The sequence below is a fragment of the Frondihabitans sp. PAMC 28766 genome (genome assembly GCF_001577365.1).
In the GTDB taxonomy this organism is placed as follows: Bacteria; Actinomycetota; Actinomycetes; order Actinomycetales; family Microbacteriaceae; genus Frondihabitans.
Genome location: NZ_CP014513.1, coordinates 1,881,351 through 1,907,829, shown reverse-complemented (window position 1 = coordinate 1,907,829; position 26,479 = coordinate 1,881,351). Strand labels below are relative to the sequence as shown.

General features: G+C 69.0%; 17 protein-coding genes, 1 tRNA gene and 1 pseudogene. 5 read left to right on the top strand and 14 right to left on the bottom strand.

The window, feature by feature from the left end; all coding sequences use genetic code 11:
* Nucleotides 1-54: 54 nt before the first annotated feature.
* The 7 genes and pseudogenes from AX769_RS09270 to AX769_RS09240 all read right to left on the bottom strand — a co-directional run bounded on the left by AX769_RS09270 (nucleotide 55) and on the right by AX769_RS09240 (nucleotide 6,978).
* Nucleotides 55-1,409: pseudogene (locus tag AX769_RS09270) on the bottom strand (FAD-dependent oxidoreductase).
* Nucleotides 1,406-2,365: a phosphotriesterase gene (locus AX769_RS09265; protein ID WP_066278482.1), complete on the bottom strand. Its 960-nt coding sequence runs from the start codon at nucleotides 2,363-2,365 to the stop codon at nucleotides 1,406-1,408. The pseudogene AX769_RS09270 and the gene AX769_RS09265 overlap by 4 nt, the downstream one beginning before the upstream one ends.
* Nucleotides 2,362-3,057 carry an SDR family NAD(P)-dependent oxidoreductase gene (locus AX769_RS09260; protein ID WP_066278479.1) on the bottom strand — a complete coding sequence of 232 codons (696 nt, stop codon included), beginning with the start codon at nucleotides 3,055-3,057 and terminating at the stop codon, nucleotides 2,362-2,364. Before AX769_RS09260 ends, AX769_RS09265 begins: the two co-directional genes overlap by 4 nt.
* Nucleotides 3,054-3,821, bottom strand: a complete 768-nt coding sequence (locus tag AX769_RS09255; protein ID WP_204249353.1) for a sugar isomerase domain-containing protein — start codon at nucleotides 3,819-3,821, stop codon at nucleotides 3,054-3,056. The genes AX769_RS09260 and AX769_RS09255 overlap by 4 nt, the downstream gene beginning before the upstream one ends.
* Nucleotides 3,822-3,826: 5 nt before the next feature.
* Nucleotides 3,827-4,798 carry an ROK family protein gene (locus tag AX769_RS09250; RefSeq protein WP_066278474.1) on the bottom strand — a complete coding sequence of 324 codons (972 nt, stop codon included), beginning with the start codon at nucleotides 4,796-4,798 and terminating at the stop codon, nucleotides 3,827-3,829.
* Nucleotides 4,795-5,874, bottom strand: coding sequence for a Gfo/Idh/MocA family protein (locus tag AX769_RS09245; protein WP_066278472.1), 1,080 nt, complete (start codon nucleotides 5,872-5,874; stop codon nucleotides 4,795-4,797). The genes AX769_RS09250 and AX769_RS09245 overlap by 4 nt, the downstream gene beginning before the upstream one ends.
* A gap of 3 nt (nucleotides 5,875-5,877) precedes the next feature.
* A complete protein-coding gene (locus AX769_RS09240; RefSeq protein WP_204249352.1) occupies nucleotides 5,878-6,978 on the bottom strand; it encodes a Gfo/Idh/MocA family protein in 1,101 nt (366 codons plus the stop codon).
* Nucleotides 6,979-7,257: 279 nt separating this feature from the next.
* On the opposite strand from AX769_RS09240, the gene AX769_RS09235 reads away from it, so the two are divergent.
* The 3 genes from AX769_RS09235 (at nucleotide 7,258) to AX769_RS23860 (ending at nucleotide 9,340) form a co-directional block, all read left to right on the top strand.
* Entirely contained in the window at nucleotides 7,258-8,262 is a 1,005-nt protein-coding gene (locus tag AX769_RS09235) for a sugar-binding transcriptional regulator (RefSeq protein ID WP_066278468.1), read from the top strand.
* Complete coding sequence (gene eda, locus AX769_RS09230; RefSeq protein WP_066278462.1) at nucleotides 8,259-8,885, top strand: bifunctional 4-hydroxy-2-oxoglutarate aldolase/2-dehydro-3-deoxy-phosphogluconate aldolase; 627 nt, start codon at nucleotides 8,259-8,261, stop codon at nucleotides 8,883-8,885. Before AX769_RS09235 ends, eda begins: the two co-directional genes overlap by 4 nt.
* 170 nt (nucleotides 8,886-9,055) lie before the next feature.
* Complete coding sequence (locus AX769_RS23860; RefSeq protein WP_157887538.1) at nucleotides 9,056-9,340, top strand: hypothetical protein; 285 nt, start codon at nucleotides 9,056-9,058, stop codon at nucleotides 9,338-9,340.
* Between the two features lie 224 nt (nucleotides 9,341-9,564).
* Here AX769_RS23860 and AX769_RS09225 read toward each other — a convergent pair.
* The 3 genes from AX769_RS09225 to AX769_RS09215 form a co-directional block, all read right to left on the bottom strand.
* Nucleotides 9,565-9,638, bottom strand: a tRNA-Met gene (locus tag AX769_RS09225).
* A gap of 75 nt (nucleotides 9,639-9,713) precedes the next feature.
* The gene (locus tag AX769_RS09220; RefSeq protein WP_369824079.1) at nucleotides 9,714-12,710 is read right to left on the bottom strand and encodes a UPF0182 family protein; all 2,997 of its coding nucleotides are present in this window, start codon (nucleotides 12,708-12,710) and stop codon (nucleotides 9,714-9,716) included.
* 67 nt (nucleotides 12,711-12,777) lie between these two features.
* Entirely contained in the window at nucleotides 12,778-13,890 is a 1,113-nt protein-coding gene (locus tag AX769_RS09215) for a PDZ domain-containing protein (RefSeq protein WP_066278459.1), read from the bottom strand.
* A gap of 128 nt (nucleotides 13,891-14,018) precedes the next feature.
* Here AX769_RS09215 and AX769_RS09210 point away from each other — a divergent pair, with 128 nt between their 5' ends.
* Entirely contained in the window at nucleotides 14,019-15,383 is a 1,365-nt protein-coding gene (locus AX769_RS09210; protein ID WP_066278457.1) for a zinc-dependent metalloprotease, read from the top strand.
* A gap of 905 nt (nucleotides 15,384-16,288) precedes the next feature.
* On the opposite strand, the gene AX769_RS09205 is transcribed toward AX769_RS09210, so the two are convergent.
* Nucleotides 16,289-18,001, bottom strand: coding sequence for an ATP-dependent helicase (locus tag AX769_RS09205; RefSeq protein WP_066278455.1), 1,713 nt, complete (start codon nucleotides 17,999-18,001; stop codon nucleotides 16,289-16,291).
* A 20-nt stretch (nucleotides 18,002-18,021) separates the two neighbouring features.
* Nucleotides 18,022-18,993 carry an NAD(+) diphosphatase gene (gene nudC, locus AX769_RS09200; RefSeq protein WP_082763642.1) on the bottom strand — a complete coding sequence of 324 codons (972 nt, stop codon included), beginning with the start codon at nucleotides 18,991-18,993 and terminating at the stop codon, nucleotides 18,022-18,024.
* Nucleotides 18,994-19,081: 88 nt separating this feature from the next.
* On the opposite strand from nudC, the gene AX769_RS09195 reads away from it, so the two are divergent.
* Nucleotides 19,082-20,083, top strand: a complete 1,002-nt coding sequence (locus tag AX769_RS09195) for a phosphotransferase (RefSeq protein ID WP_066278453.1) — start codon at nucleotides 19,082-19,084, stop codon at nucleotides 20,081-20,083.
* A 25-nt stretch (nucleotides 20,084-20,108) separates the two neighbouring features.
* Here the strand turns inward: AX769_RS09195 and AX769_RS09190 are convergent, their stop codons facing one another.
* Nucleotides 20,109-23,318 (bottom strand): ATP-dependent DNA helicase, encoded by a 3,210-nt coding sequence (locus AX769_RS09190; RefSeq protein WP_082763641.1) that lies wholly within the window; start codon nucleotides 23,316-23,318, stop codon nucleotides 20,109-20,111.
* Complete coding sequence (locus tag AX769_RS09185) at nucleotides 23,315-26,470, bottom strand: ATP-dependent DNA helicase (protein WP_066278448.1); 3,156 nt, start codon at nucleotides 26,468-26,470, stop codon at nucleotides 23,315-23,317. Before AX769_RS09185 ends, AX769_RS09190 begins: the two co-directional genes overlap by 4 nt.
* Nucleotides 26,471-26,479 lie beyond the last annotated feature (9 nt).

The following is a 26,479-nucleotide window of genomic DNA, read 5'->3' as shown; positions in this document are numbered from 1 at the left end:
TGGAGTGGTGCAGATGCGGGTGGAACGTTCTGGGACGCGCTGCGGAGTGTCAGCTCACGCGGTCACGAGTGTGGGGTTCTCGACGATGGCTCCATCTCGGAGCAACTGCTGCTGGAGGGCGGATACGTCGATGTCGCGGAGCGCCGAGCCGTTGCCGAGGGCCTGGGCTGCTGCGGTTCCGGCCGCCTGGCCCATCGCGAGGCACTGGGCGATCGAGCGGCAACTGGCGTGAGCTTCATGCGTGGCCGAGAGGCATCGGCCGGCCACGATGACGTTCTGAAGGCCGACGGGCAGCAGGACCCGGTAGGGGATGTCGTACGTGCCGGAGTCGGGATGTACTTCCAGACCGTGTCGGTTCCGCCCGAGTGGTCTTCGATGGGGGCTCCGCAACTCGCAATGGCGTCGTCGAAGCGCCGGGCCGACAGGACGTCATCGGCGGTGAGGCGGTAGTCGCCTTGAATCCGGCGACTCTCACGGATCCCGATCTGAAGCCCCAGGCCGACGAGTTCAGCGTGCTCATAGCCGGGGATCTCTGAGCGCAGGAACCGGACGTACTCCCTGACCTGGCGCCGCCCCTCGACCTCGGCGCGCGACAGCTCCCAGACATCGGTCGGATCGATTCCCTCGACGCGGGTCATGTTGGCCAGGGAGACGCCTGCGACCGGCGTGCGGTGGATGCTGCCCTCCTGGCGCGGCAGGTCGAATCGGCCAGCCGCGGCCGCCTCCGACATCCTGGCGAACAATTCCTCCTTGGGAAACGACCTGGACCGTTCCTCGTCGACATTGGCCAAGCGGAAAGTGGTCGTCAGAGCCTGGACCTGCTCTCCGGTCTCGGCGCCGTCGAATCCTGCACCGGCGAGAGATGAGACATCGGCGTCACCGGAGGCGTCCACGACGTAGCGGGCGGACACACGGGTGAGGCCGTTCTTTCCCGCCACCAGGACACCGGAGAGTGATCCTGCTTCGCTTCCGGGGATCACGTCGATGACGAGGGCGTGGAACAGGACGGACACACCCGCGTCGGTGACCAGCTGGTCCCAGACCCCGACGAGGACTTCGGGGCTGTAGGTGACCCCGCCGCCGGCACCGTACGTGTTGGGGCGGATGAAGGCGGCATCCCGCGCAGTCAGGCCAGCCACGACTTCGTCACCGATCCCACCGACGACCTTGCGGTTCTCACCGGGCGTGTAAAAGCCGTAGAAGGTGTCGAGGACGGCGGTCCCGGTGCCGCCGAGGCGCCCCGAGCGCTCGACGAGGAGAACTCGGGCGCCGGCGCGGCTCGCAGCGATCGCAGCCGTGCAGCCGGCGGAACCGCCTCCGACGACGAGAACGTCGACGGAGGCTGCCTCGGGCACGGAGGCGACCGACTCACCGAGGGTTGCGGCGATGGAGAAGGGTTTCGTTCTCATGAGGGCTGTCTTTCGAGAGTGAGGAATCGGGCCGGGGTATCGACGAGGAGGGCGTGGACGGCATCCGTGCCGACTCGTTTGGCAAGACGCGGGACGAATTGTCGGCCGAGGACGTCCATTCCGGGGCCGCCACCGTAGGCCTTGAGCATGCCGCGGCGCCCGACGTCGGTGCCGAGCATCAGGTTGCTGGCGTGACCGCGTTCGATCATCTCGGCGCAGAGGTCGAGGAGGACGGTCTCGGGGCGGTACTTGATGCGGCCGACCGTGTCGTAGACGAGAGTCGCCCCGCGATGGATCAGTTCCTCGTGCGCGTCGGGGTCGGGATTCCGGTCGAGGTGAGCGAGGACGACCCGATGAAGGGGAAGCCCCCCTTTTTCGATCGTGTCGAGAATCTCGTGTCCGGCGGTGCCGACCTCGGTGTGGACGGCCAACGGGACACCGCCTGCCTCCGCCGCCTCCACACAGACCTCGAGTCGGAGGCGTTCGGACGGGCTGATCCGCTGATAGGAGGCTCCTGCCTTGATGATGCCGGCTCGGGCCGTGCTCGCCTCACGGAAGGGAAGAGCCCAATCGGTCGCGTCGATGCCGGCCTCCAGGTCGGAGATGACCGCCTGAAGCAGCTGTGTTCGGCTCGCGCGCTGGACCCAGTGGTCCGAGCGATAGTGCGCGTCTCGGTGGTAGCCGGTCGCTGCTACGACGAGCACGCCCGATTCGGCGGAGATCCGAGCGAGGTCGGCGGGACGACGTCCCAGGCCGATCGTGGTCAGGTCGACGAGGGTGTCGATGCCGGCTGCCTTCACGAAGCCGAGTTCGGACTGGGCCTTGTCGGCGTCTTGGAAGTCTTCGCCGGCTAGTGCAGGAGAGGCGAGGAACACATGCTCGTGCGCATCGACGCGGCCGAGCGAGCTGGCATCGACGTCGCCGGTGATGGTGCGGACGAGGTTCGGTGCGCTCATCGGAGGGTCCACCCTCCGTCGGCCGGGATGACGGCGCCGCTGAGGTCAAGGGCTTCGTCAGAGAGCGTCCAGCAGACGACCTTGGCCACGGAATCCGCTGCCTGCGCGCCGCCGCTGACGGGCTGGAGGTGGCGAAGCTGTTCGCTGACCTCGGGCGATTCGACGGCGCGGCGTGCCATGGGGGTGTCCACCACGCCCGGAGAGACGAGGTTGACGCGAACGCCGAATCGACGACCGACGAATGCCGACGAGCGGACGAGTGGCACGAGCGCACCCTTGGCGCTGGCGTAGGCGACGGTCAGGAAGTCGTCGTCGAGCGTGTGCGCGAGTGCAGAACCGACCACGGTGACGGCGCCGCCTCCGGTGGAGCCGAGAACAGGAATCGCCGCGCGCAGGAGACGGAACACCGATTCGTGATTCACGCGATGGACCTCGGCCCAGGCCTCGTCGGTGCACTCCGTCACTGGCCCGTCACCGAGTCGGCGCCCACTCATTCCGATGGCGTGGACGACCCCCGTCACGCCACCTAGTATTTCGGTGGCATGAGCGACTGCTGCCTCGGCGCCGCCCGGCAGGGTGACGTCGAAAGTGTCGCGATCCACACCGAGCGTCGGGATGCCTCGCCGTGCGAGTTCGTCGATGACGGCTCCGCCGATACCACCGGACGAACCCGCCACGAGCACGCCGGTCATGGGACCAGCCTCCGGGTGCGCAAGACGGCTGCGGAGCGCTCGGCCTGGTCGAGATACGCGTCCTCGAAAAGCTCTCGAGAGCGGTCCTGACCCACCACGGCTGCGCTCGTGAGAACGGACGGCAATTCACCGCGAGCACTCAGAAGCTTCGCCGTCTCAACCTTCAGAGTGTTCACGATCGCCGTGCCGGCGAGGGTCGTGCTGGGCCCGACCGGGGTGTCGTGCCCCTCGAGAGCGCAGACGGAGTCACCGACCGGCGTGCAGAGATCGATGACGAGGTCGACGACATCCGCCAGCTTCTTCCCAGAGCTGTGCCGAGGAGCGCTGGCGGCGTACTCCGCGAGCGAGGTGACCCCGACGACGGGCAGCCCTGCGGCTCGTGCGATCATCGCCAGTTCGATGGCGACCGCGTTCTGGCCGCTTGCGCTGAAAAGGATCATGCTCTGTGGAGGCGCGATTTCGAAGTTCGCGAGAATTTCAGCAGCGAGGCCCTCGACGCGTTCGAGGAACATGGCCTGGCGTTGGCCATTGTTCCCGACGACCTGGGTGTGGAACGTCGTCGACAGCTCGACCAGCGGGTAGAACCCCGGGAACGATCCGTAGCGCGGAAAAAGCTCTTCGACGGCCATCCGCGAGTGGCCCGTTCCTGACGCGAACATCACGGATCCAGACCCGATCGACTCCGCGGCGATCGCCGCTGCGGTCTCGATCGCCGGCATCTGCGTGTTCTCGATGGCGTCGAGGATCTCGTGGGCATTCGTCATCCAGCTCATACCAGGTGCTCCAATGTCGTGTGTGCCGCCGGTTCCGAAGACAGCGGTCGATGTCGTGCGGTGATTCGAGCCGCGACCGCGGCTCCGAGGGCTCCTGCGCGGGGGCCGAGCTGCGCCAGGCGCACCTCGACCGGCCCGAGAAGGCCGAGTCTCTCGGCCAGCCGTTCGCGGCTGCGGTTCAGATAGCCGGGGAGTTCGTGCGCGACGGCGCCTCCGACAACGACCAACCGCGCGCCAGTGAGGGCACACGAGGTGGCGATCCCGATGGCGAACGCGTCATAGGCCTCGTCCAGGACGTCGGCGGCGACGGAATCCGATTCGGCCAGTCGACCCAGCGCGGCAAGCGTAACGACGCCGAGTTCCAGCGCGACACCTCGAGCTTTCGCGCGGGAGAGCACGGCGGCGCCCCCGGCATAGGCCTCGACGCAGCCGAGGCTTCCGCACCCGCACAGGTCGCCATCGATGACGACGGTGGTGTGGCCGACCTCACCGAACCCGTCCCGACGCGTGGTGACGACCGTGCCCCGAGCCGCCAGGGCCCCTCCGACGCCTGTTCCGATCGTGGCGAAGACGACGTCGTCGCTGCCGTGAGCCGACCCGAATTCGATCTCCGCCAGCGCAAACGCTCGAGCGTCGTTGAGCAGGACAGGGTCGAACCCGGTCCGCGCCACGATCGTGTCGGCCAGCGGGAAGCCCGGCCACTCGCCCGGAACGTTGGGCAGCAGTGTGATGGAATCCCGGTCCTCACTCAGATGACCGGGGACCGCGATCCCGACACCCGCGAGGTGAACGCCCGCGGACAGTCTCGCGAGAACGACGTCCGCGAGAGCCTCGGTGACGTCGGCCTGCCCGGTCATCGGCGTTGGTCGGCGGCCTGACGCGAGTGTGTCCCCGTCCGCGCCCAGCTGTACCCATTTGATGTAGGTGCCGCCGAGGTCGATGCCCAGCCAGCATTCGGATCCGGTCATCGGTCGACGGACGCGACGGTACGAGGATCTACGGTCGAGTGGTCTCGGGCAGACTGAAGAGCCGCGTAGCAGAGCTGCAGGCCCGGAAGAGCCGTGGCGGCGGCGTTGGAGGGTGCGCGGCCCTCCTCGAGTGCGCGGAGGAGTTCGGCCATGCTGCCGTGCATGCCGTTGCCGAACCACGAACCCTCGAGCGTGACGGTCTCCGATCCTGCATCGGTCGTCACCGTCACCGCGTCGCCACCGAGATACCCACCGGAGTGCGTGATCACACCGCGGGTTCCTTCGACGCGGTAGCCGGCCTCTTCGGCGTAGTGGCTGCTGCCCCGGAAGCGCAGGGACGCCTGCGCCTCGTCGAACTGGATGAGTGCTTCGGCATTCGTCGGCACCGGGATCTTCGCGTTCGACGACGTCGTCACGCGGGCGATGACCTCGGTCGCCTGTTCGTCGACGAAGATCCGCGACACCAGGTCGAACCAGTGGATCCCGAAGTCGAACAGGATGAGGTCGTGCATGTTCGAGAAGATCTCGTTGCCGCCGACGACCTCGTCGTGGGGCCAGTGCACCCAGAAGTCAGCCGTCAGGACATCACCGATGAGGCCCGATCGAATCGCAGCAAGCAGGTAGGAGAAGTGAGGCGCCCAGCGTCCGTTCTGGTTCGCGGCCAGGACCAGGTCGTGCGTCGCGGCGTAGGCGATCAGATCGCGGCCTTCGTCGATGTCGCGGACGAACGGTTTCTGGCTGAGAACGCTCTTGCCGGCGTCGAGTGCGTCGCGGACCAGGCGCGGCCGGACGTCGACGTGGGTGGCGATGTCGACCACGTCGATGTCGTCGCGAGCGAGCATCCGGCGGTGGTCGGTGTAGATGTCCGCGTCTGCAAAGAACTGCTGCTGGCGTTCGACGGCCCGTGCCTCGACAAGGTCGCACAGGGCAACGACGTGGTAGCCGGCCGCTTGGTAGGCGGCGAGGTGCCATTCGCTGATGCCTCCGCAGCCGATCACGGCGATGCGTGCGGACTTCGATGCCGGGTCGACGGGGAGGTAGTCGACGGTGGACGGGGTGGTCGTAGTCGTGGTCATGGTTCAGTGTCCGATCGTGACAGAGCTGGCGAGTTCGGTGAGGCGGCCCGTTGCTGCGGCGGTCGCCGCGGCGTCGACGATCAGCTGCCCCCGGCGAGAGGTCTCGTCGCTGGTCGGGCCGGTAGGCACGTCGCCGGTGCTCAGGGCGTGGATGACGTGGCTGACCGCACTGGTCTGCTCGGGACGAGGCACGTCGACCGGAATCAGGACGGCCCCCGGATGTTTGGTTGTCTGGACGGCGACAGACGGCGCGAAGTCACGACTCGTGATCGTGCCTCCGGTGCCGACGACGACAAACCCGCAGGCCGGCGCCGGCTGGTGCTGCCACGGGTTGCTGAAGGTGCCCCACTTCGTCTGGAAGGTGGAGAGACCGCTCGCATAAGAAGCGGTGACGACCGATTGCTCGTCGACGTCCAGCCCGTCGGAACCCCACGTGTGGGCGGTCACCATCGTCGGCAACTCACCGTCGCGGAACCAGGTGGCGATGGTGGCCCCGTAGCCGAGATAGTCGAGAAGCGAACCTCCCCCGAACTCTGGCGAGTACCACCACGAAGCCTGCTTGGCTTCGAGGTCGGGGTCGACCCGGTCCTCCTTGTCGTGAACATGGGTCAGCGGTCCGCGGTTGCCGTCGTAGTAGTGGACCTCGGTGACCGCACCGATCGTTCCCTCCGCGATGAGCCGCTTCGTCGTCAGGTGAGCCGGGTACCAGGCCAGAGGCCAGTTGACGGCGAGAATCGTTCCCGCGGCCCGTGCCGCCTCGATCATGCGGTCCGCCTCGGCGATATTCAGGGCGAAAGGCTTTTCGAGGATGATGTGGAGGCCCATCGGCGCTAGTCGCTCGACGAGCGCCACGTGATCGCCCGTCGTCGAGCACACGACGACGATCTCGGGCTTGGCTGTGGCGACGAGGTCGTCCAGAGAGTCGTAGCGGACGGAGGCGGGTACGCCGAGGTCGTCGGAGATGCTGTCTCGGCGCTCGGAGTCGGAATCCCAGACCCCCACCAGATCGGCGGCGTCGTGGCCGAGGATGAGCCGGATCTGGTCTCCGGAGTGCATGTGGGCGAACCCCACGACAGCGATCCGGGCTGCGGCGCGTTCTGGCAAGGTGACTCCTTCGTCAAGAAACTTTCAGTCTGCTCACATGAGCCTCGGAATAACGCTCATCTGATTTCGGAGACTATGGCACGGTCATTTTTGGACCGTCAAGCGAGGTCGAGCCCGATGTCGGGATTCGTTCGAATCAGGGCAAAAAACCATTGATCCGCCGCAATTTCGTACCAGTTGTGAGGCGGGCGGCAAGATGTCGGTACCCCCGGTCAGTTTTTGTTGCAGCTTGATCAGATGAGCGTTACTTTGATGCTCATTCGATGGGTGGAGTGAACAATGCAACTTTCTGATTCGACTCCCGAGCTGCCGAGCGACTTCGACGAAGAACTCGCAGCGACGGTCAGTCGACTTTTCTGGCTCGACGATCAGTCCAAGATCGAGATCGCGGACCAGTTGAAGCTCTCGCGTTTCAAGGTCGCGCGAATACTCGAGGACGCTCGGCGCTACGGAATCGCGCGGATCGAGATCGTCGAACCAACCCAAAGGATCGAGCGACTAGCCGAGCAGGTTCGCACGACCTACGGCCTCAGAGACGTTCGGATCTCGACGCTCCCGATGGGATCGCCTGGCGGGCTCGCAGGCCTCGGCGCTACCGCCGCCGCCTACCTCGACGAGCACGTCGCCCCTGGCATGACGGTCGGCGTCGGATGGGGATCCACCCTCGCAGAAGTCGTCGGGCACCTCTCACCGAGCGGCCCAGCCGACGTCCTCCAACTCGCCGGGGGATTCGCGAGCTCCGACAGCGACTTCAACGGTGCGCACCTCGTCCTGCAGGCAGCCTCAGCCCTGCAGGGCGAGCCGTACCTTCTGCACGCCCCCGCACTGGTGTCGAACGCATCGGCACGCAACGTCCTGCGCGGTGATGAGACGATCGCGCGAACGGCGGCGCGCTACGCGGATCTCGACATCATCGTCACCGGCGTCGGAGTCCGCCGCGCCGACATGAAGTCGGCCCTGTACCGCGGCAACGTCTTGAGCACCTCCGTGCATGCTGAGCTGAAACGGCGACATGTCGTCGGCGACGCATGCTGCCATTTCATTGACAGCGACGGCCGAATCATCGAGGCGCTGGCCGAGAGAGTCACGGGGGTGTCGATCGACGAGATCCGAGCGACGCCGATTCGGATGGCCGTCGCCGGCGGAGGGGAAAAGGAAGGGCCCATCAGAGCCGCGCTTCGAAGTGGTCTTCCCAATGTCCTGGTGACCGACATCGCCACCGCGAGGGCTCTCTCCGAGTCGAGCACGCGTCCTGACAGTCACGACAGAGAGAAGAGCGCATGAAATTCGGTCGTTCCACGCAGAGAATCCTCGACATCTCGGGCGTCGTTCCGGTGGTCGTCATCGATGACGTCGGCTTGGCGCGCGACCTGGCCTTCGCCCTCCGAGAAGGCGGTATCCCTCGAGCCGAGGTCACACTCCGCACCCCCGAAGGCCTGGGGGCGATCGCTGCGATGTCGGACGTGCCCGATTTCTCCGTCGGCGCCGGGACCGTGCTGTCGGAGGGTGATGTGGCACGATGCGTCGATGCCGGTGCCCGGTTCATCGTCAGTCCCGGATTGGATCACGATGTCGTTCGCCGTGCGCAGGATCTCGACGTCACAGTTCTGCCCGGAATCGCGACGGCGACCGAAATTCAGGCCGCAGTCGCTCTAGGGCTGACGGCTGTCAAGTTCTTTCCGGCCGAACGACTCGGGGGCTTGGCGATGATCGAAGCCTTGAGTGGTCCGTTTCCGTCGCTGCGTTTCATGCCGAGTGGCGGCATCACAGCCGCCAACGCCGCCACGTACTTGGCGCACCCCGCCGTGTTCGCCGTGGGCGGTAGCTGGATGGTCCCTCGCAACGCCCTCCGGAAACGGGATTTCGAGACCGTCTCTCGCCTCAGCGGCTTCAGACAGACGTCGTAGGGATGACGCCACCGCCGGCAGGAAGGCAGGATCCAGTTGGCGACTCCAAGATCAGCCGCCGAAAGGAGCTTCGTTGATCACACCATCGTCCCGCCGTCAGGAATAGGCGAAACGTCGATTGCCGCCCGCCGTGAAGCCGGCGGACGAGAGCCCTGACACAGTTCCGTTCGGTGCATCTCGTGCATGCGGAGGCGGGGATGACCGGCAGTTGCGAGTCGGCGCATCCGGCGACGTGTAGGTCGCGCGTTGCAGGATCGCGATCGAACGAGATCGGGATTCGCACCGTCGGAACCGTGGTGATGAGCTTCGGTGCGCCGTCGTCGGTGACCCACAGCTCAGCGATCTTGCTCGTGTTCGACAGCCGGGAGCGCGGCGACGATCTTCAGGGTGGACGCGTCGTAGGCGAAGAGAGGGTTTACGGCGACGTCGTGTCGCCCACCTCGACGGCCTCATGAGGTTGTGTACTGGCCGATTCGGATTCGACGACATCGAGCGACGGCAGCGCCAAGACCGTGTGCACCCCGCCGAGGCGCGCCAGCGCCAATGGCCCCCGCGCGACAGATGCGCCGGGAGCAACCGAGGCCTCACGGCTGTCGCCGGACGCCGCTGGCAGGCGGCCAAAAGGCATGCGACAAATGCAAAAGGCCTGTCCGTTGAAGGACAGGCCTGATGCATTTTGTTGCGGGGGCAGGATTTGAACCTACGACCTCTGGGTTATGAGCCCAGCGAGCTACCGAACTGCTCCACCCCGCGGCACAAGAAATGACTCTATCACGGGGATTGGCGCCGGTCTAATCGAGGCGACTCGACCGGCGCCGCAGGGTGTTTCTAGCCCTGGCCCTCGGCCTTCAGAGCGGCGTTGATCGCGTTCTGCAGGTCGGTGTCGGCTTGGGCTGCGGCGACGAGGTCGTTCTTCGCGTAGGCCGCCTGGCGGGCTGCGAGGGCCGTCTTGGCGTCGGCGAGGGCCGTCTTGAGGGCGGCGTTGTCGACGGTCGAACCCGTGCCGGTCGACGAACCCGTGCCGGTGCTGCTGCCGGTGCCCGTCGATCCTGCGCCCGTCGACGAGCCCGTGCCCGTCGACGAGCCGGTGCCGGTCGACGAGCCCGTGCCGAGGTTGGAGTCGCCGGTCTGCGCCCCCGAGTCGCCGCCGAAGAGGTCGTCGAGCGCACCCTTCAGCGTGTCTTCGAAGGCGATCTTGTCGCCGAACGACACGAGCACCTTCTGCAGGATCGGGTACGACGTGTTCGACGTCGACTGGATGTAGACGGGCTGCACGTAGAGGAACCCGCCGCCGACGGGCAGCGTCAGCAGGTTGCCGCGCTTCACCTGCGTGTCGCCCTTGCCCAGGATGTTGAGCAGGTTGGCGACCGCCGAGTCGGAGTTGAAGTTCGCCTGCACCTGGCCGGGGCCGGGCACGTTGTCCGTCTTGGGCAGGGTGAGCAGAGTGAGCTTGCCGTAGCTGCTCGAGATCTTGCCCTTGGTGTCGCCGGCGTCGGAGTCGGCCGAGAGATAGCCGGTGAGCACGCTCCGCTGGTTCGACTCGGTCTGCTGCTCGGGTATGTAGGTCGAGTACAGCTGGAACGCCGCGTTCTGGCCGGGCAATTTCATCGTGAGGTAGTACGGCGCCTGCAGGGTGTTGTCGCCGGTCGACTTCGTGGGGTCGTTCGGCGGGGTCCACGCGTCATCGCCGTTGTAGAACGAACCCGGGTCGGTGACGTGATAGGTGCCCAGGATCTCGCGCTGGATCTTGAACAGGTCTTCGGGGTACCGCACGTGGCTGAGCAGCGTACCGCTCATGTCGGCCATCGGTTTGACCGTCGACGGGAAGATCTTCTCCCACGTCTTCAGCAGCGGATCCTTCGAGTCCCAGGCGTAGAGAGTCACCTTGCCCGAATAGGCGTCGACGGTGGCCTTCACCGAGTTGCGGATGTAGTTGACCTCGTCGGTGGGGAAGGTCGGCGTCGTGTCGGACGAGTCGCTCGTCGCGTCGGAGAGGCTGCGCTGGGCCGAGTACGGGTAGTCGTCGGTGGTGGTGTAGCCGTCGACGATCCAGACCACGTGCCCGTTGACGATCGCGGGGTAGGGGTCTTTGTCGAGCGTGAGGTAGGGCGCGACCTTCTGCACGCGGGTGCGCGGGTCGCGGTCGTAGAGGATCTGCGACTTCTTGTTGACCGCGTCGGAGAGGAAGATCTGCTCGGACTGGAACTTGATCGCGTAGATCAGCTTCGTGAACGCGTTGTCGAGCTTCGGCCCGCCGTTGCCGCTGTACGTGGTGGTGGCGTTGTTGCCGTTGTCGTCGTTGCCGGACGGGTAGTCGAGCTCGACGTGGTTGAGGCCACTGCCGCCGACGATGGAGTATTGCGGGCTGTCCTCGCCGAAGTAGATGCGCGGCTGGATCGTCTTGGCCGTGCCCAGCAGGCCCTTCTGCGGGATGCCCGACTCGAGGAAGACCGGCTGGCCGTCGGCCGATCGCTGGTTGCCGTAGGCCGCGACGACGCCGTAGCCGTGCGTGTAGACGAACGTGGAGTTGTACGGCGTGTTGGAGGTGCCGAGGCTCGACTGGTCGAGCTCGCGCACCGCGATCACGACGTCCTGCACCTTGCCGTCGATCTTGTAGCGGTCGACGTCGAGGGTGGAGGGGAACTGGTAGTACTGCTTGTACTGCTGCAGCTGGGCGAACGCGTCGGTGACGAGGGCCGGGTCGATGATGCGGATGTTCTCGGTGGTCGTCGCGTCGTTCGCGAGCGCACCCTTGGTCGCGGTCGACTTGGCGTCGTAGTTCGTCTCTTTGACGCTCGCGACCCCGTACGCCTGTCTGGTCGCGTTGATGTTCCGTTGGATGTAACTCGACTCGACGCTCTTGACCGACGGGTCGACGGTGAAGCGCTGCACGATCCACGGGTACACCGCACCGATCAGCAGGCTGATGATGAGCAGCAGCGCCGTGCCGATGAGCGGCAGGCGCCAGCGGCCGACGACGGCCGTGACGATGAACAGGATGGCGACGACGGCGGCCGCGTAGGCGAGGATCTGCTTGGCGGGGATCCCGGCCACGACGTCGGTGTAGGTGGCGCCGACGAGCAGCTTGTTGTTGCCGTCGACCAGGGTCGCGTACTGGTCGAACCAGAGGCTCACCGCCTGCAGCGCGAGGTAGAGGGCGGCGGTGGAGGCGATCTGGATGCGCGCCACGCGGCTGATCCTGATCTCGCGGCCCGAGAAGCGCAGAGCGCCGTAGAGGTAGCTCGTGGCGAGCGCAGCGATCGCCGAGAGCAGGACGACGGCCGACGCGAAGGCGAGGAGGCCCTGGTAGAAGGGCAGCGAGTAGACGTAGAACCCGATGTCGAGGTGGAACTGCGGGTCTTTCGTGCCGAACGGCGTGCGATTGAAGTACTGCAGGATGACCGACCAGCGGCTCGACGCGGCGATGCCGCCGAAGAGACCCAGGATCGCCGGCAGGCCGACCATCACGGTGCGCCGCAGGGGCTCGATCACCTGCTGGTAGCGGTCGAGCTGCGAGTTGAGCTTGGCGTAGACGGGCCGGAAGCGGAAGGCCACGTCGATGCTGATGTAGACCGGCACGGCCATGGCCAGGAACCCGATGAAGAACAGCGAGACACCGGTGATCCACTGCGTCATGATCACGCGCGTGAAGCCGAGCTGCTGATACCAGAGGTAGTCGGTGGCGAGGCTCGCGAAGATGAAGAACAGGATCACGAGCACCGCGAGGATGCCGATGGTGACCAGGATCGGGACGCGAGGGGAACGCCGGCCCGAGCGGATCGGCCCGGAGGCCCCGCCGGTCGACGCGGATGCGGAGGAAGTCAAGAGGCTGCTCCTGGCTGGTGGAGAGGTGGAACCGCCATCCTATGTGCCCAACCTGCGGCGAAAGTCGTCAGTCGACGGGGCAGGTGGGAAGCTGTGAAACGCCTTTGCCGCTGGTGACAGTGTCGAGGATCTTCACCGACTGGTCGAGCGAGGTCGTCGCGTACACCCGCAGCCCGGACGGGATGTGCCCGGTGACCTCGTTGCAGTTGCTCTTCGGGGCGAGGAAGACGGTGGCCCCGGCCTCGCGAGCGCCGTACATCTTCTGGCGGATGCCGCCGATCGCGCCGACAACGCCGCTCGCGGTGATCGTGCCGGTGCCGGCGACCTTCTTGCCGCCGTTCAGGGCGCCCGGCGTGGTCTTGTCGATGACCCCGAGGGCGAACATCATGCCGGCGCTCGGGCCGCCGACGTCGGCGAGCTTCAGCGTGACGGTGAACGGGAAGTCGTATTTGACGCTGGCCGCGATGCCGAGCAGGTACGTGCCCTGCACCTCTTGAGGCGTGATCGTGACCGTCTTGGTGGCACTGCCACCGTCGCTGACCGTGAGTCGTGCGGGGGCGGCGCCATTCTTGGCGATGACCGCCCGCAGGGTGTCGACGTCGCTGTTGGTCGACAGCGTCGTGCCGTCGATCGCAGTGATGACGTCGCCCTTTTCGAGCTTGCCGTCGGCCGGGCTGCCCTTCTCGACCGTGCTGACGGTGACGGCCGTGCCGACCTTGTAGCCCTCGTGCGCGAGAGCCGCAGTGACAGCCGACTTCTGGCTCTGCTCCATGTCGACGGTGTTCTGCTCGTCGACCTGCTTGTTCGAGATGCCGGTCGGGTAGATCTCGTCGATCGGGATCACCGCGCGGCTGGGGTCGAACCACGCGCGGACGAGCTCGGCCCAGTTCGGGCGCTGCGTCTGGTCGCCGACGACGCTCACGGTGAGCAGGTCGAGGCTGCCGGACGTGGCGTAAGTCTGGTGGCCGTCGACGGTGATGAGCGGGGTCGCCTTGCCGTCGTACGGGTTCGTGCCGAGGGTGTTGAAGACCGGTCCGGGCTGCTCGATCAGGTAGGGAGCTGGCAGGAGCGACAGGACGATGCCGATGATCACGGCCGCGCCGAGGAAGGCGAGTCCGATCCAGCCCCGGCGGCGGCGGGGTGCGGGGCGGGGGGTGTCAGGGGCGGCGAAGTAGGCCACAGAGGTCGGTCCTTTCGGCTGGGCGCTGGGGGGCCCTGCGGGAGTGTTCGCCGTAGGCGCAGTGTCGGCCCTGCGAGAAGCGGTCGAAACCCAGACTGTTCGAGTGGCCACCGGCTAGCGTAGTTGCCATGTCTGAAGATGCGCAGCCGGGGTCCGAAGACGAGTTCCGCGACATGCTGCGGCAATTCTTGTCCGGCGATTCCGAGATCGATCCGTCCAAGCTGGTCGGCGCCGCCGGCCTGCCCAACGACCCCGCGTTCGTCGCGCGGCTCATGAGCCAGCTGCAGTCGGCCGTCAACCGCTCAGGCGACGGCATCGACTGGTCGCTCGCCAGCGACCAGGCCACCGCCATCGGCAACTCGTCCGCCGTCGTGACGCCTCCCGCCGAGGTGAGCGCCCTCGAGCAGGCCTTCCACGTCGCCGCCCTCTGGCTCGACGAGGTCACCTACGTCGCCGAGCTCACGGTCGAGCCCCGGCTGATGACCCGCGCCGAGTGGGCGCGCGCGTCGATGCCGGTCTGGAGCCAGCTGGCCGAGCCGGTCGCCGACTCCATCGCCGACTCGCTCACCCGCGTTCTCAGCGAGCAGGCGCCCGAAGAGATGCGAGACATGCTCGCCTCGGCCAGCCAGGTCATGCGCAACGTCGGCGGCGCCCTGTTCGCCATGCAGCTCGGCCAGGTCGTCGGGCAGCTCTCGACCGAGGTCGTCTCCGGCGGCGACGTCGGCATCCCCCTGCTCGACGACCAGCAGGCGGCCCTCCTCCCCCAGAACGTCGCAGCCTTCGGAGAGGGCCTCGACGTCGACGTCGACCAGGTGCGCCTCTATCTCGCCGTCCGCGAGCTGGCTCACGCCCGCCTCTTCCGCCACGCACGCTGGCTGCGCCTCCACCTCATCTCGTCCATCCGCGAGTTCGCGCAAGGCATCACCATCGACACGAGCCGCCTCGAAGAGCTCGCCGCCGACTTCGACCCCGCCAACCCCGAGCAGCTCCAGGAGGCGATGGCGTCCGGCGCCCTCATCCCACCGAAGACCGACGAGCAGCTCGCCGCCCTGGCCCGCCTCGAGACCACGCTCGCCCTCATCGAGGGCTGGGTCGACGTCGTGACCGCCAAGGCCACCGAGCGACTGCCCAAATCCGCGTCGATCGCCGAGATGGTGCGTCGCCGCCGGGCCGCCGGCGGCCCCGCCGAGTCGGCGTTCGCCACCCTAGTCGGGCTCGAGCTTCGCCCCCGCCGCCTTCGCGAAGCCGCCGCCATGTGGCAGGCCGTGTCGGAGGCCACCGGGGCCGAGACGCGCGACTCCCTCTGGGCGCACCCCGACATCGTGCCGACGAGCGACGACATCGACGACCCGCAGGGCCTCATCGCCCGCCTGACGTCGACCGAACCCGCCCTCGACGACGTCGACCGCGCCATCGAAGACCTCCTCAACGACACCGGCGAAGACCGGCCGCGCGAGGGTGACGACGGGTCGGCCTCCGAGCCCGAGAAGTAGAGAGGCGGTCGGGCACCCACCGCCTGTGGAGAGCACAGTGCCGGTGAAGAGCACGGTGCCAGTGGAGAGCACGGTGCCTGTGAGCACGGTGCCTGTGGAGAACGCAGCGCACCGCTGACCGTTTTCGGCCATCCTCGTGGCCATGGACATCCGCTTCGACCCCGCCCTGCCCATCGTCTGGCGCGACCCGCACACCCTCCAGATCGGCATCGACCGCCCTGCGGTGGTGTTGAGCGGGCTCACCGCCCGGCACGAGCGGGTCGTCGCCGCGATCGCCGCCGGCGAGGGCTCGTCGGGGCTCGGCCACCTCGTGCAGCGCACCGGCGGCCAGGATCGCGACGTGGGGGCGCTGGTCGAGCGCCTCGCCCCGGCTCTCGCCCGCGACGCCACCGAGGCCGACGCCCGTCGTGACGTGCCCGTCGTGGAGGTCGCCGGATCCTGCGGCCTCGCCTCGGAGATCGCCGAACTGCTCGCGTCCGAGGGCGTCGCCGTGCTGCGTGTCGACTCCGAAACCGCAGGCCTGCGTGACGACGTCGCCCTGGGGGTCGCCGTGTCGCGTTTCGTGCACGACCCCGGCGTCTCGGCCGCGTGGATGCGCCGCGACCTACCGCACCTGGCGGTGGTCGCCGGCGACCGCGGCACCCGCATCGGCCCGTTCGTCGTGCCCGGCGAGACCGCGTGCGCGCACTGCCTCGACCTGCACCGGTCGGACGTCGACCCGGCGTGGGGCGTGATCGCGGGCCAGCTGTGGCGGCGGGCGCCGGCCGCCATGCCTCGCGTGGGGCTTCGGGAGGGGGCGGTGCGTGCCGTCCGCAGGATCCTGAGGCGTCAGGATCCTGCGCTCGTCGCCGCCGACACCGGGGCCGACGCCCTCATGGAGACCCTGGACTACGCGACCGGGGCGGTTACGACGACGACGAGCCGACTGCATCCGGCGTGCGGATGCGCAGCTCTTCCACGAAGCGACTCGGGCGACGATCGGTCTGGCCTCGGCCCTGGCCCTGGTGGCTCCACGACAGGCGGAGGCGCGAGCGGGCTCGGGTGATCCCGACGTAGAGCAGGCGGCGCTCTTCGTCGATCCCCTCCGCCGTGGTGGCGTAGCTGATCGGCAGCGTGCCCTCGCTGAGGCCGACGATGTAGACGCTCGGCCACTCGAGACCCTTCGCCGAGTGCAGCGTGGCGAGCGTCACCGCCGACATGGTGGGCTCGTGCTGGCCCGCCTGACGGGCGAAGAGCTCGTCGACGAATTGGCGGAGGGTCGTGCCCTCACCCGCCTGCTCGGCGAGGCCCATCAGGGCGTTCAGCGACTCCCACCGGTCGCGCACGGCGCCGCGCTGCTCGGGGGGCTCCTGCGTCCAGCCGAGGGAGCGCAGCACGTCGCTGACCGTCTTGAACAGCGGCTCGTTCACAATGCTGACGGCGGCGCCCTTCAGCATCATCAGCGCCTGCTTGACCTCGCGGAGGTCGAAGAACCGGCTCGAGCCGTGCACGCGCGTGCTGACGCCGACGTCGGCGAGCGCCCGCTCGAGAGCGGCCGCCTGGATGTTGACCCGGTAGAGCACGGCGACGCTCTCGGGCGCCGCGCCCTGACGGATCTCGTCGGCGATGCTCTCGGCGACGGCTCGCGCCTCGGCGCTGTCCGAGACGAAGTCGGCGACGCGCGGCCGCGGCCCCGGCTCGTCGGCGACCGGGTGCAGGTGGAGGGCGCCGGGCCGACCGCGCATCAGCTGGTTGGCGGTCTCGACGATGGGCCTCGACGACCGGTAGTTCTGCTCGAGCCGCAGCACCGTGGCGTCGTCGTAGCGCGAGCCGAACCCCAGAAGGTACTCCGCCGAGGCGCCGGCGAACGAGTAGATCGTCTGGCTCGCGTCGCCGACCACGCAGAGGTCGTTGCGGTCGCCGAGCCAGAGGTCGAGCAGGTCTTGCTGCAGAGGCGAGACGTCCTGGTATTCGTCGACGACGAAGAACCGGTACTGCTCGTGCACCTGCTGCGCGACCCTCGGTTCGAGCTCGAGCATGCCCGCGGTCGCGAGCAGCACATCTTCGAAGTCGAGCTGACGGCGCTCGTCCTTCACGTCTTCGTAGGCCTGGTGCAGGGCGACGGCGGCGTCCGGGCTGACGCTCTGCGGCAGGCTTCGGGTGGGAAGGGCCGCCGCGTACTCCTCCATCGTGAGGCGCGACACCTTGCGCCACTCGATCTCGCCGGACAGGTCGCGGAGACTCGCGGTATCGAGCCGGAGGCGCAGTGTCTCGGCCGCGTGCGCGACGAGCTTCGCCTTGCTGTCGAGCAGCTGCGGCATCGTGCCGCCCATGGTCTGCGGCCAGAAGTAGCGCAGCTGCGAGAGCGCGGCGGAGTGGAAGGTGCGCGCGGCGACGCTGCCGGCACCCAGGGGCCGGAGGCGCCCGCGAAGCTCGGCGGCCGAACGCGACGTGAAGGTCAGGGCCATGACGCGACCGGGCGCGTACACACCCGTGGCGACCCCGTAGGCGATCCTGTGCGTGATTGCGCGGGTCTTGCCCGTGCCGGCGCCCGCCAGCAGGCAGACCGGGCCGAGCAGCGTCTCGGCGGCGAGGCGCTGCTGATCGTCGAGGCCGGCGATCAGATCGGCGGCCTCCATGTCAGCGGCCCCTCAGCGGGTCATTCTTGGTCATCGATCTCCGAGCCGTACCAGTCTTCGATGATGGCGCGGGCGATCGACGACCGACCCGGCAGGATCACCTCGTCGCCGGCCGCGATCAGCTCGTCGCGGGTGAACCAGCGCAGGTCGACGATCTCGGCGCCGTCGGGCTCGAGGGTGCCCGGGTTGTCGGAGTCGACGGTGGCCCGATAGCCGAGCATCAGCGACGCCGGGAAGGGCCAGGGCTGCGACCCGAGATAGATCGGGTCGACGACGCGCACGCCGCTCTCTTCGAAGATCTCGCGCGCGACAGCCTGTTCGAGGCTCTCGCCGGGCTCGACGAAGCCGGCGAGCAGCGAGTAGCGGTTCTTCTCCCACATGGCGTTCGAGCCGAGGAGGAGACGGTCGTTCTGGTCGGTGACACCGACGATGATCGCCGGGTCGGTGCGCGGGAAGATCTCGTGGCCGTCGTCGGGGTCGACGAGCACCCAGCCGCCCTTCGTCGAGACGAGCGGCTGGCCGGTCCGCGGCGAGAAGCGGTGCGAAGCGTGCCAGTTGGTGATGGCGAGCGCCTCGGTGGCGAGGCCCGCGTCGCGTGCGCTGAGGCCGGTCGCGAACATCCTCAGGTTGCCCCAGTCTTCTTCGGAGGCGACGCTCGCCGCCTGCTCGTCGGTGAGCAGAGCCGCGACGAACGCGGTACCCACCGGCAGGTCGTCAGCCACGGTCGAGCGGCCGAGGTAGACGAGCCGCGCGTCGGCCGGAACCTCGGACGGCGGCACCAGGGCGAGCGTCGTGGCGGTCGCGAACAGCGCACGACCCTTCCACACCGGCAGAACGCGCGTAGCGGGGTCGGCCATCAGCCGGGCGAAGACGTCTTCGCGATCGCGCGTCAGATAGTCGCGGTCGACGGTGTGCCGCGAGAGAGGCAGCTTGTCGGTGAAGGAGGTGGGGTGGTCGGAGGTGTTGTCGCTTCGGGCAGAGCGTTCAGGCATCCGACCACCAATCTTCTTCGCGTGTCGTCTTGTCGGGGAGGGCGTGGCGGACAGGGTTGCTCTCCATACAGAGGCCTACCCTGATGCCATGGCCAGATCCCATCTCACTCTAGCCGCGTTGGCGACGGCCGCTGTCGCCGACCTCGACGTCCGGCAGACCGGCCCGCACGGGTCGATCGGTGCGGGCGATTTCGACTCTGCACGCCTCGTCGGCGCGACCGGTGACGAGTGGGTGATCCGGGTGCCCCGCACGCAGCGGGCCGAAGCCCAGCAGTCGGCCGACCTCGTCGCGATCCGTGCTCTGAGCACCGGTGTGCGCAGCCGCCTCTCGTTCGCCGTGCCCTCCTACCGCGGGCAGGCCCCGATCGCCGAGACCCGCGCGATCGTCTACGACTACGTCGACGGCACCCCGCTCTCGGTCGGAGACGTGCTGGCCGGCACGGGCCTCCCCTCGTCGGTCGGTGCCGCCATCGCAGCCGTCCACATGCTGCCCACGAGTTTCGTGACCGACGCAGGCCTCACCAGCCACACCCCGTTCGAGGCGATGCGATCGTCGGCTTCGGTCGTCGACCGGGCCGCGGGTACCGGCCTCCTGCCCGCTGCTCTGCTGGAGCGCTGGGAAGCGGCGATCCAGGACAGCCAGCTCTGGCAGTTCCAGCCGACGGTGATCAACGGTTCTCTCGAGGCGGGGTCGTTCCTGGTCGGAGACGACCGTATCTCGGCGCTGCTCGGCTGGCACGACCTCCAGGTCGGCGACCCGGCCCGCGACCTCGCCTGGGTGCTCGGCGCACCGACGGCCGACAGCGTCGACGCCGTCTTCGACGCCTACAACGCCGCCCGGTCGACCAGCGAGCGGTCGCTGCGGCACCGCGCGACGCTCTATCACGAGCTCGATCTGGCCCGCTATCTGCTGCACGGCACCCACACCAAGGACACCGAGGTCGTCGACGACGCCATCGGCATGATGTCCAGGCTCGTCGACACGATCCAGCTGCACGACGAGCGCCCGATCGCGTCGGGCGCCACCGAGGCTCTCGACCTCGACGGCGTCGAGGACCTGCTCTCGGCCACCGAGCGGCGGCACGGCTAGGCCGTTGCACTGACCGACGACGTGGTCACAACCGGTCTTCGACCGTCCCCCACAACCGCTCGAGCTCGGCCCGGTCGCTGACTGATTCGGGCCGCAGCAGAGCGTCGTCGGCCACGAAATAGAACACCGCGTCGATGAGCGCCGGATCGAGACCCCGATACTGCGCGTACGCCTCGCGATAGAGCGCCAGCTGCAGCTGCTTGAGGGCCAGATCGTCGGCACCGCTCGGCGCCTTGCCCGTCTTCCAGTCGACCACCTGGTAGCGCCCGTCGCGCTCGAACACCGCGTCGATCTTGCAGATGACGGTGCGAGCACCCAGCGGCAGGTGGATCTCGAGCTCGACATCGACCGCTTCGAGGGCCGCCCACTCCGAGCGCTCGAAGGTCGCCTGCAGCTCGGCCAATCGGCGCGCGTCGTCGGGGTCGACCGGGGCGCCGGGCACCACGCCGAAAGGGTCGCGCTCGTCGTCGCCTTCGAGGTCGAAGCTCTCGGCGTCGAGCACCTCGCCGCGGCCCGTGGGGCGGAAGCGCTCTTCGACCCAGGCGTGGAAGAGCGTGCCGAGGCGGGTCGCGCGGTAGGGCCGCTCGGGCAGCGGCCGCCGGAGAGACGCCGCGACCGCGGCAGGGTCGTCGACATAGTCTTTGAAGCGCGACGCGGGGATCCGCTGCGGCAGCGTGGTCGTCTCGGGCTCACGGGACGCCGCCCGCTCGCGCACCAGCAGCTCGATGTCGCGCGCCCACCGGCCCCCTGACGCGTCGCCTCGCTCGATCGCGAGGCGCACCTGCGCGGCCGCGCCCTCGACGGCCTCCCGTCGCGCCCCGAGCGGGTCGAACGGCCAGAGCGGTGACTCGTGCGACGCCGTCAGGGGGTTGTCGTCGTTCTCGGGTGCTTCGGGCAGGGCCTCCGGGGGCAGGATGCCGGCGCTCACCAGCTCGGTCAGGTACCGACTCGCCCCTCGCGGCCTCGTCTGCGTCGCCCAGAACGATCCCGTCAGCAGCAGCTCCCTTTTCGCCCGCGTCAGCGCGACGTAGGCGAGCCGACGCTCTTCGGCCAGGTGCCGCTCGCGCAGCTCGTCTTCGAAGACGGCGAGGGCGTCGTGGAACTCCTTCTGGTCGTCGAAGTCGCGCCAGCCGAACACCGGCAGCTCGTTCGCGTCGCCGCGGAACTCGAAGGGCAGCTTGCCGAAGGTCAGCCAGCCCTTGCCCTCGCGCGAGGTGCCGGGCAGCTCGCCCTCGACGAGCCGCGGCACCGCCACGAGATCCCACTCGAGGCCCTTCGAGCCGTGCACCGTCAGCAGCTGCACGGTGCCCTTCTCGCTCTCGTCCGAGCGGGGGCCCATGTCGTCGCGCCGCTCGGCGGCCGACAGCCACGACAGAAAACCGGCGAGGCTCGCGGTGTCGTCGGTGGCGACGTAGCCCGCGAGCTCGTCGTCGAACGCCTGGAGGTACGCGTTGCCGCGCAGACTGCCCGCGGCCGCGGCCACCTCGATGTCGAGCAGCATCTCCTGCTGCACGAGCGCGACCAGGTCGACCAAGTCGAGACCGGTGCGATTGCGGAGGAACGCGAGCTGACGGGCGAGCGCGCGGAGGCGATCGAGACCCTCGGCGCTGAATCCTGCCAGCTGGTGGTGGGCGGGCGGCGCCGTGCCGACGAAATCGAGGGCGTCGACGATCGAGCCGTGCTCGCCCGGGGCGACCGATGCGCGGAGGCGATCGGCGACATCCTGCTCGAGGCGCTGCTGCGCGTGGTCGTGGGTGAAGAGCCACGACGAGACCTGCCGAAGCACCGCGATGTCGTGGATTCCGATGCGCCAGCGGGCCCCCGCCATCAGACGGATCAGCTCGGAGCCGGCTGCGGGGTCGTGCAGCACCCGCAGGCAGCTGACGAGGTCGACGATCTCGGGCCGCTGCAGGAGCCCGCTGACGCCGAGCACGTGGTGCTTCACGCCATGGCGCTTCAGGGCCTCGACGAAGACCGGCATCGTCGCTTTCGAGCGGAAGAGGAGCGCCGCCGTGGGGAGTTCGTCGTCGCCCTGCCCCGGGCGAAGCCTCTGGCGGAACCACCGGGCGACACCGTCGGCCTCGTCGTCGACCGTCTCGGCGTACAGCGCCTCGACCGACCCGGCACCTGCGTCGGGCCGCGCAGTCAGCCGCCCCACCGGCACGGCCGAGGCTCGCGACAGCTCGTCGACGACCACGTTGGCCGCGTCGAGCACGCTCGTCGGGTTGCGCCAGCTCGTCGACAGGGTGAAGGTGGCGGCGGCGCCGTCGCCGAAGTCGAGCGGGAATCGGCCGAGGTTCGCCGCGCTCGCCCCGCGGAATCCGTAGATCGACTGGTGCGGGTCGCCGACGGCCATCACGCCCGTGCCACGGAAGAGCCGCGCGAGCAGGCGCGTCTGAACCACCGAGGTGTCCTGGTATTCGTCCAACAGGATCACCCGGAATCTCTCGCGGTGCTCGTCGACGACACCGGGCGACGTCTCGCACACCTGCAGCGCGAGGGCGACCTGGTCGGAGAACTCGACGAACCCGCGCCGCGCCTTCTCGGCAGCGAAGAGCTCGGCGAGGTCGAGCATCGGGGGCAGCCCGGCCAGCGCCTCGGTCGCGTCGGTGAGCGTCTTGTACGACGAGCCCTTCGATGACGGCAGTGAAGCGAGGTCGACGAATCTGTCGGCCATGCGCGAGACTGCGGGCGCCTCGGCGACGTTCTCGCCCAGCGCGTGACTGAGCGCGACGACCGTCTCGGTGAGCGAGTCGACCGAGCGGCCGAGAGTCGCCAGCCGCGAGTCGTCGCTCGACACGACCAGCGAGCGGGCCAGCTGCCAGGCGGACGCCTCGCTGAGCACCTGCGACTCGCTCTCGCGCCCGACCAGGAGGGCGTTGTCACGGAAGATCGTGTTCGCGAAGGCGTTGTAGGTCGACACGGTGGGCGCGTCGAACGGGTCGACACCGCCCTCGAGCAGCTCGGCCTCGGCGAGCCGTTCGATGCGACCCCGGATGCGCTCGGCGAGCTCGCCGGCGGCCTTGCGGGTGAAAGTGAGGCCGAGCACCTGCGGCACCGTCACGAGCCCGTTGGCCAAGAGCCACACGACTCGGCTCGCCATCGTCTCGGTCTTTCCGCTGCCGGCGCCGGCGACGACGAGCGCGGGCTCGAGCGGCGCCTCGATGACGCGCTGCTGTTCGTCGGTGGGGCGCGGCAGCCCGAGCCGGTCGGCGATCTCCAGGGCGGTCCTCACTGCGTCACCTCCCCCACGACGTGGATGCGGCAGGATCCGCCGAAGCGCCCCGAGCAGTGCTCATCGACGCGGGCCTCGAACACCTGCGTGGCCATCCCCTCGGCGTCCGTCAGCACCCGCTGCCGGAAGGCCTCGAGCCCCTCGTCGTCGAAGGCGCCCTGGCTGCGCTCGGAGTACGCCTTGCCGCGCACGCCCTTCGAGACGAAGAGCAGCTTCGCCCCGCCGCGCCGCGACGAAGCGTCCGCCGCCTCGAGCGCACCCTCCGCGAGGGCGAGCTGATAGCTGCCCAGCTGCGGGTTGGTCTCGGCCTCGGCGACCGTCGGGATGCTGCGGCCGGTCTTGAGGTCGACGATCACCACCGAGCCGTCCGTCTGCTGCTCGACGCGGTCGACCGTGCCGCGCAGCACGGCCTGCCCCACGTCGAGGGCGAAGGCCGACTCCGCGCCGAGCAGCTCACCGTGGCCCGTGACGAAGTCGCGCAGGTAGCCCGCGAGCCCCTCGGTCATGACCCGCGCCCGGCGCTTCTCGGCCTCCGACTGCCACGCCGACTCGAACTCGAGCTCGCCCCACCGCGCCTCGACGGCCTGCCAGAGCGAATCGACGTCGATGTCGACCGCGTGCTCCATCACGTCGTGCACGACGGTGCCGAGGCCCATGGCGCTCGACGGCGTCGACCCGCCGAAGCGGTCGATGAACCAGTGCAGCGGGCACTCCTCGAACGAGCCGATCTGCGACGGCGACACGGGCACGCGGGCCTCGGGGTCGGTGAGGTCGACGAGCGGCTCGGTCGTCGTCTGGTCGCGCAGGCCGTACCACTCGTCGGGCGACGCCCCGGCGACCCCTTCGGCCGCGAGCCGGGCGAGCGCGTGCCCGGCGTCGCCGGCGTCGCCGCTGCGCCCGGTGAGCTGGACGTGCCGCAGGTGCCCGACGAGCCCGCGCAGCGAGAGGGGCGGGCGCACGTCGGCGGTCGGCACGCTCGACGGCACGAGCCGGAGGAACATCGAGGGCGTCTCGTCGTCGCTCGACGTCGACGACAGGATCACCTGGCGCGACGCCCTCGAGGTCGCCAGCGCGAACATGCGCAGCTCGTCCGACAGCACGGCTCGCCTGCGGTCGACGGCGCTGACGGCCTGCCGGGCCTCGCCCGTCGCGGCCTCGACCAGAGCGTCAGGCGATAGCAGTCCGCCGCGGATGCGGAGGTTCGGCCAGATGCCGTCCTGCAGCCGGGCCACGACCACCACGTCGACCTCGAGCCCGATAGCGGCCGAGGGCGTGCAGACCAGCACTGACTCGGCGAGCGCCTGCGGCGACAGGGTGTCTTCGGGCACGTCGGCGTCGAGCATGGCGTCGAGGAAGACGATCGGCGGAGCCTCGGGGCTGCGCTCGACGAACCGCTTGGCCGACGTGAACAGGGCGACCACGCCGTCGAGATGACGGTCGGCTTCGGCCGCCAGGATGCCGTGGCCCCGCGACCGCGCGCTCCACTCGTCGGCGAGACCGCTGCGCTGCCACAGCCCCCAGAGCAGCTCTTCGATGCTCTCGCCGTTCGCGGCCGCCTGGCGCGCCCGATCGAGACTCGTGGCGAAACGCCCTGCCCGCGCGGCGAACCGCGAGTCGATGGTGGCGAACCGGCCTGGCCCCGAGAGGGCTTCGACCAGAAGCTCGTCGGCCGAGCGGGCCGTCTCGGCGCCGTCCTCCCGAGCCCCCAGCTCTTCGGCACGAAGCGCCAGCCGCAGGCGCCGCAGCGACAGCGAGTCGAAGCCGGCGAGGGGCCCGGCCAAGAGCTCGGAGGCGACCTCGGGCGTCAAAGCCTCACGGCCGGTGGCCACCGACGCCGCGAGCAGGAGGTGCCGGGCGCCGAACTCCTCGCGGAGGGCGCGCCCGGCGACCGGCGTGCGCGTCGGCACTTCGGCCAGCTGCAGCGAGCGGGCGACGGTCGGCACGAGGGCGCCGTTGCGCACTACCACGAGCATCTGCGACCAGGGCACGTCACCGAAGAGGTGATGCTCGCGCAGAGCGCGCGCGACGGCTGAGATCTCGTGCGCCGGCGAGTCGGACTCGATGCGCCAGAGCGGCGGGATGCGCCGACCCGGGGCCTCGTCGTCGTCTCGGGTCACCGCCTGGGCCGCGTGCTGCCGACCGGCGCCCGCCGCGCCGATGCGATCGGTCGAGCTCGAGACGAACGAGCGGATGCCCGCGGCATGGCGGTAGACGCTCGGCAGGGTGATCGTCTCGACCGCGTCGAGGTCGAGCCGCAGGGCCAGCCGGCCGAGAACGTCCGGCATACCGCCGCGGAAGGCGTTCGTCGCCAGGTCGGGGTCGCCCAGCGCGACGACGGCGACGCCGCGCCGACCGAGGGCGCGCAGCAGCGAGAGGGTCGACTCCGTCGCCTCCTGCGCGTCGTCGACCAGCACGACCCGCAGACCCTCCAGCAGCGTCGGCGTCTCGCCGCGGTCGAGGGCGGCCACGGCGTAGTCGACGAGCTCGGCCGAGTCGAGGGCGTTCGCCTGCAGGCCGTCGACGACGCGGTGGTACTCGTCGGCGAAGTCGGCGGCGGCGACCCACTCGGGGTGATCGGTCGAAGCGCCGAGCGCCCGCAGCCCGTGCGAGTCGACTCCGTGCTCGGTCGCGCGCATCAGAAGCTCGCGCAGCTCGGTGCGGAAGCCCCGCAGCGATCGCACCGCCGGGGACAGCTCTTCGGGCCAGGCGGGGCCCGTCCCGTCGGCCAGGTGCCCCTCGAGCAGCTCGCGGATCACGGTGTCCTGCTCGCCGCCGGTCAAAAGGGTGGGCGGAGGCGACGAGGCGAGCCGGGCGGCATGGCCCACGATGTCGAAGGCGAGCGATGCCACCGAGCGGGCGAGCGGGCCCGGCGTCGGCACGTCGACCGCCCTCGCCAGGAGGTCGCGAAGACGCGTGGCCGTCCCTCGCGTCGGCGCCAGCGCCATCACCGACTCCGGGCCCCAGCCCTCTCGCCCCAGCCGATCGACGAGGAACGCGACGAGCGCGGTCGTCTTGCCCGAGCCCGGCGCACCGATCACGGCGGCCGACTCGCCGTCGGGGAGGGCGAGCAGAGCACGCTGGCCCGCGTCGAGCGCGGGTGCGGTGACGGAACCGACCATGCCCACGACCGTATCGGCTCGCACCGACATCATCGTGGCATC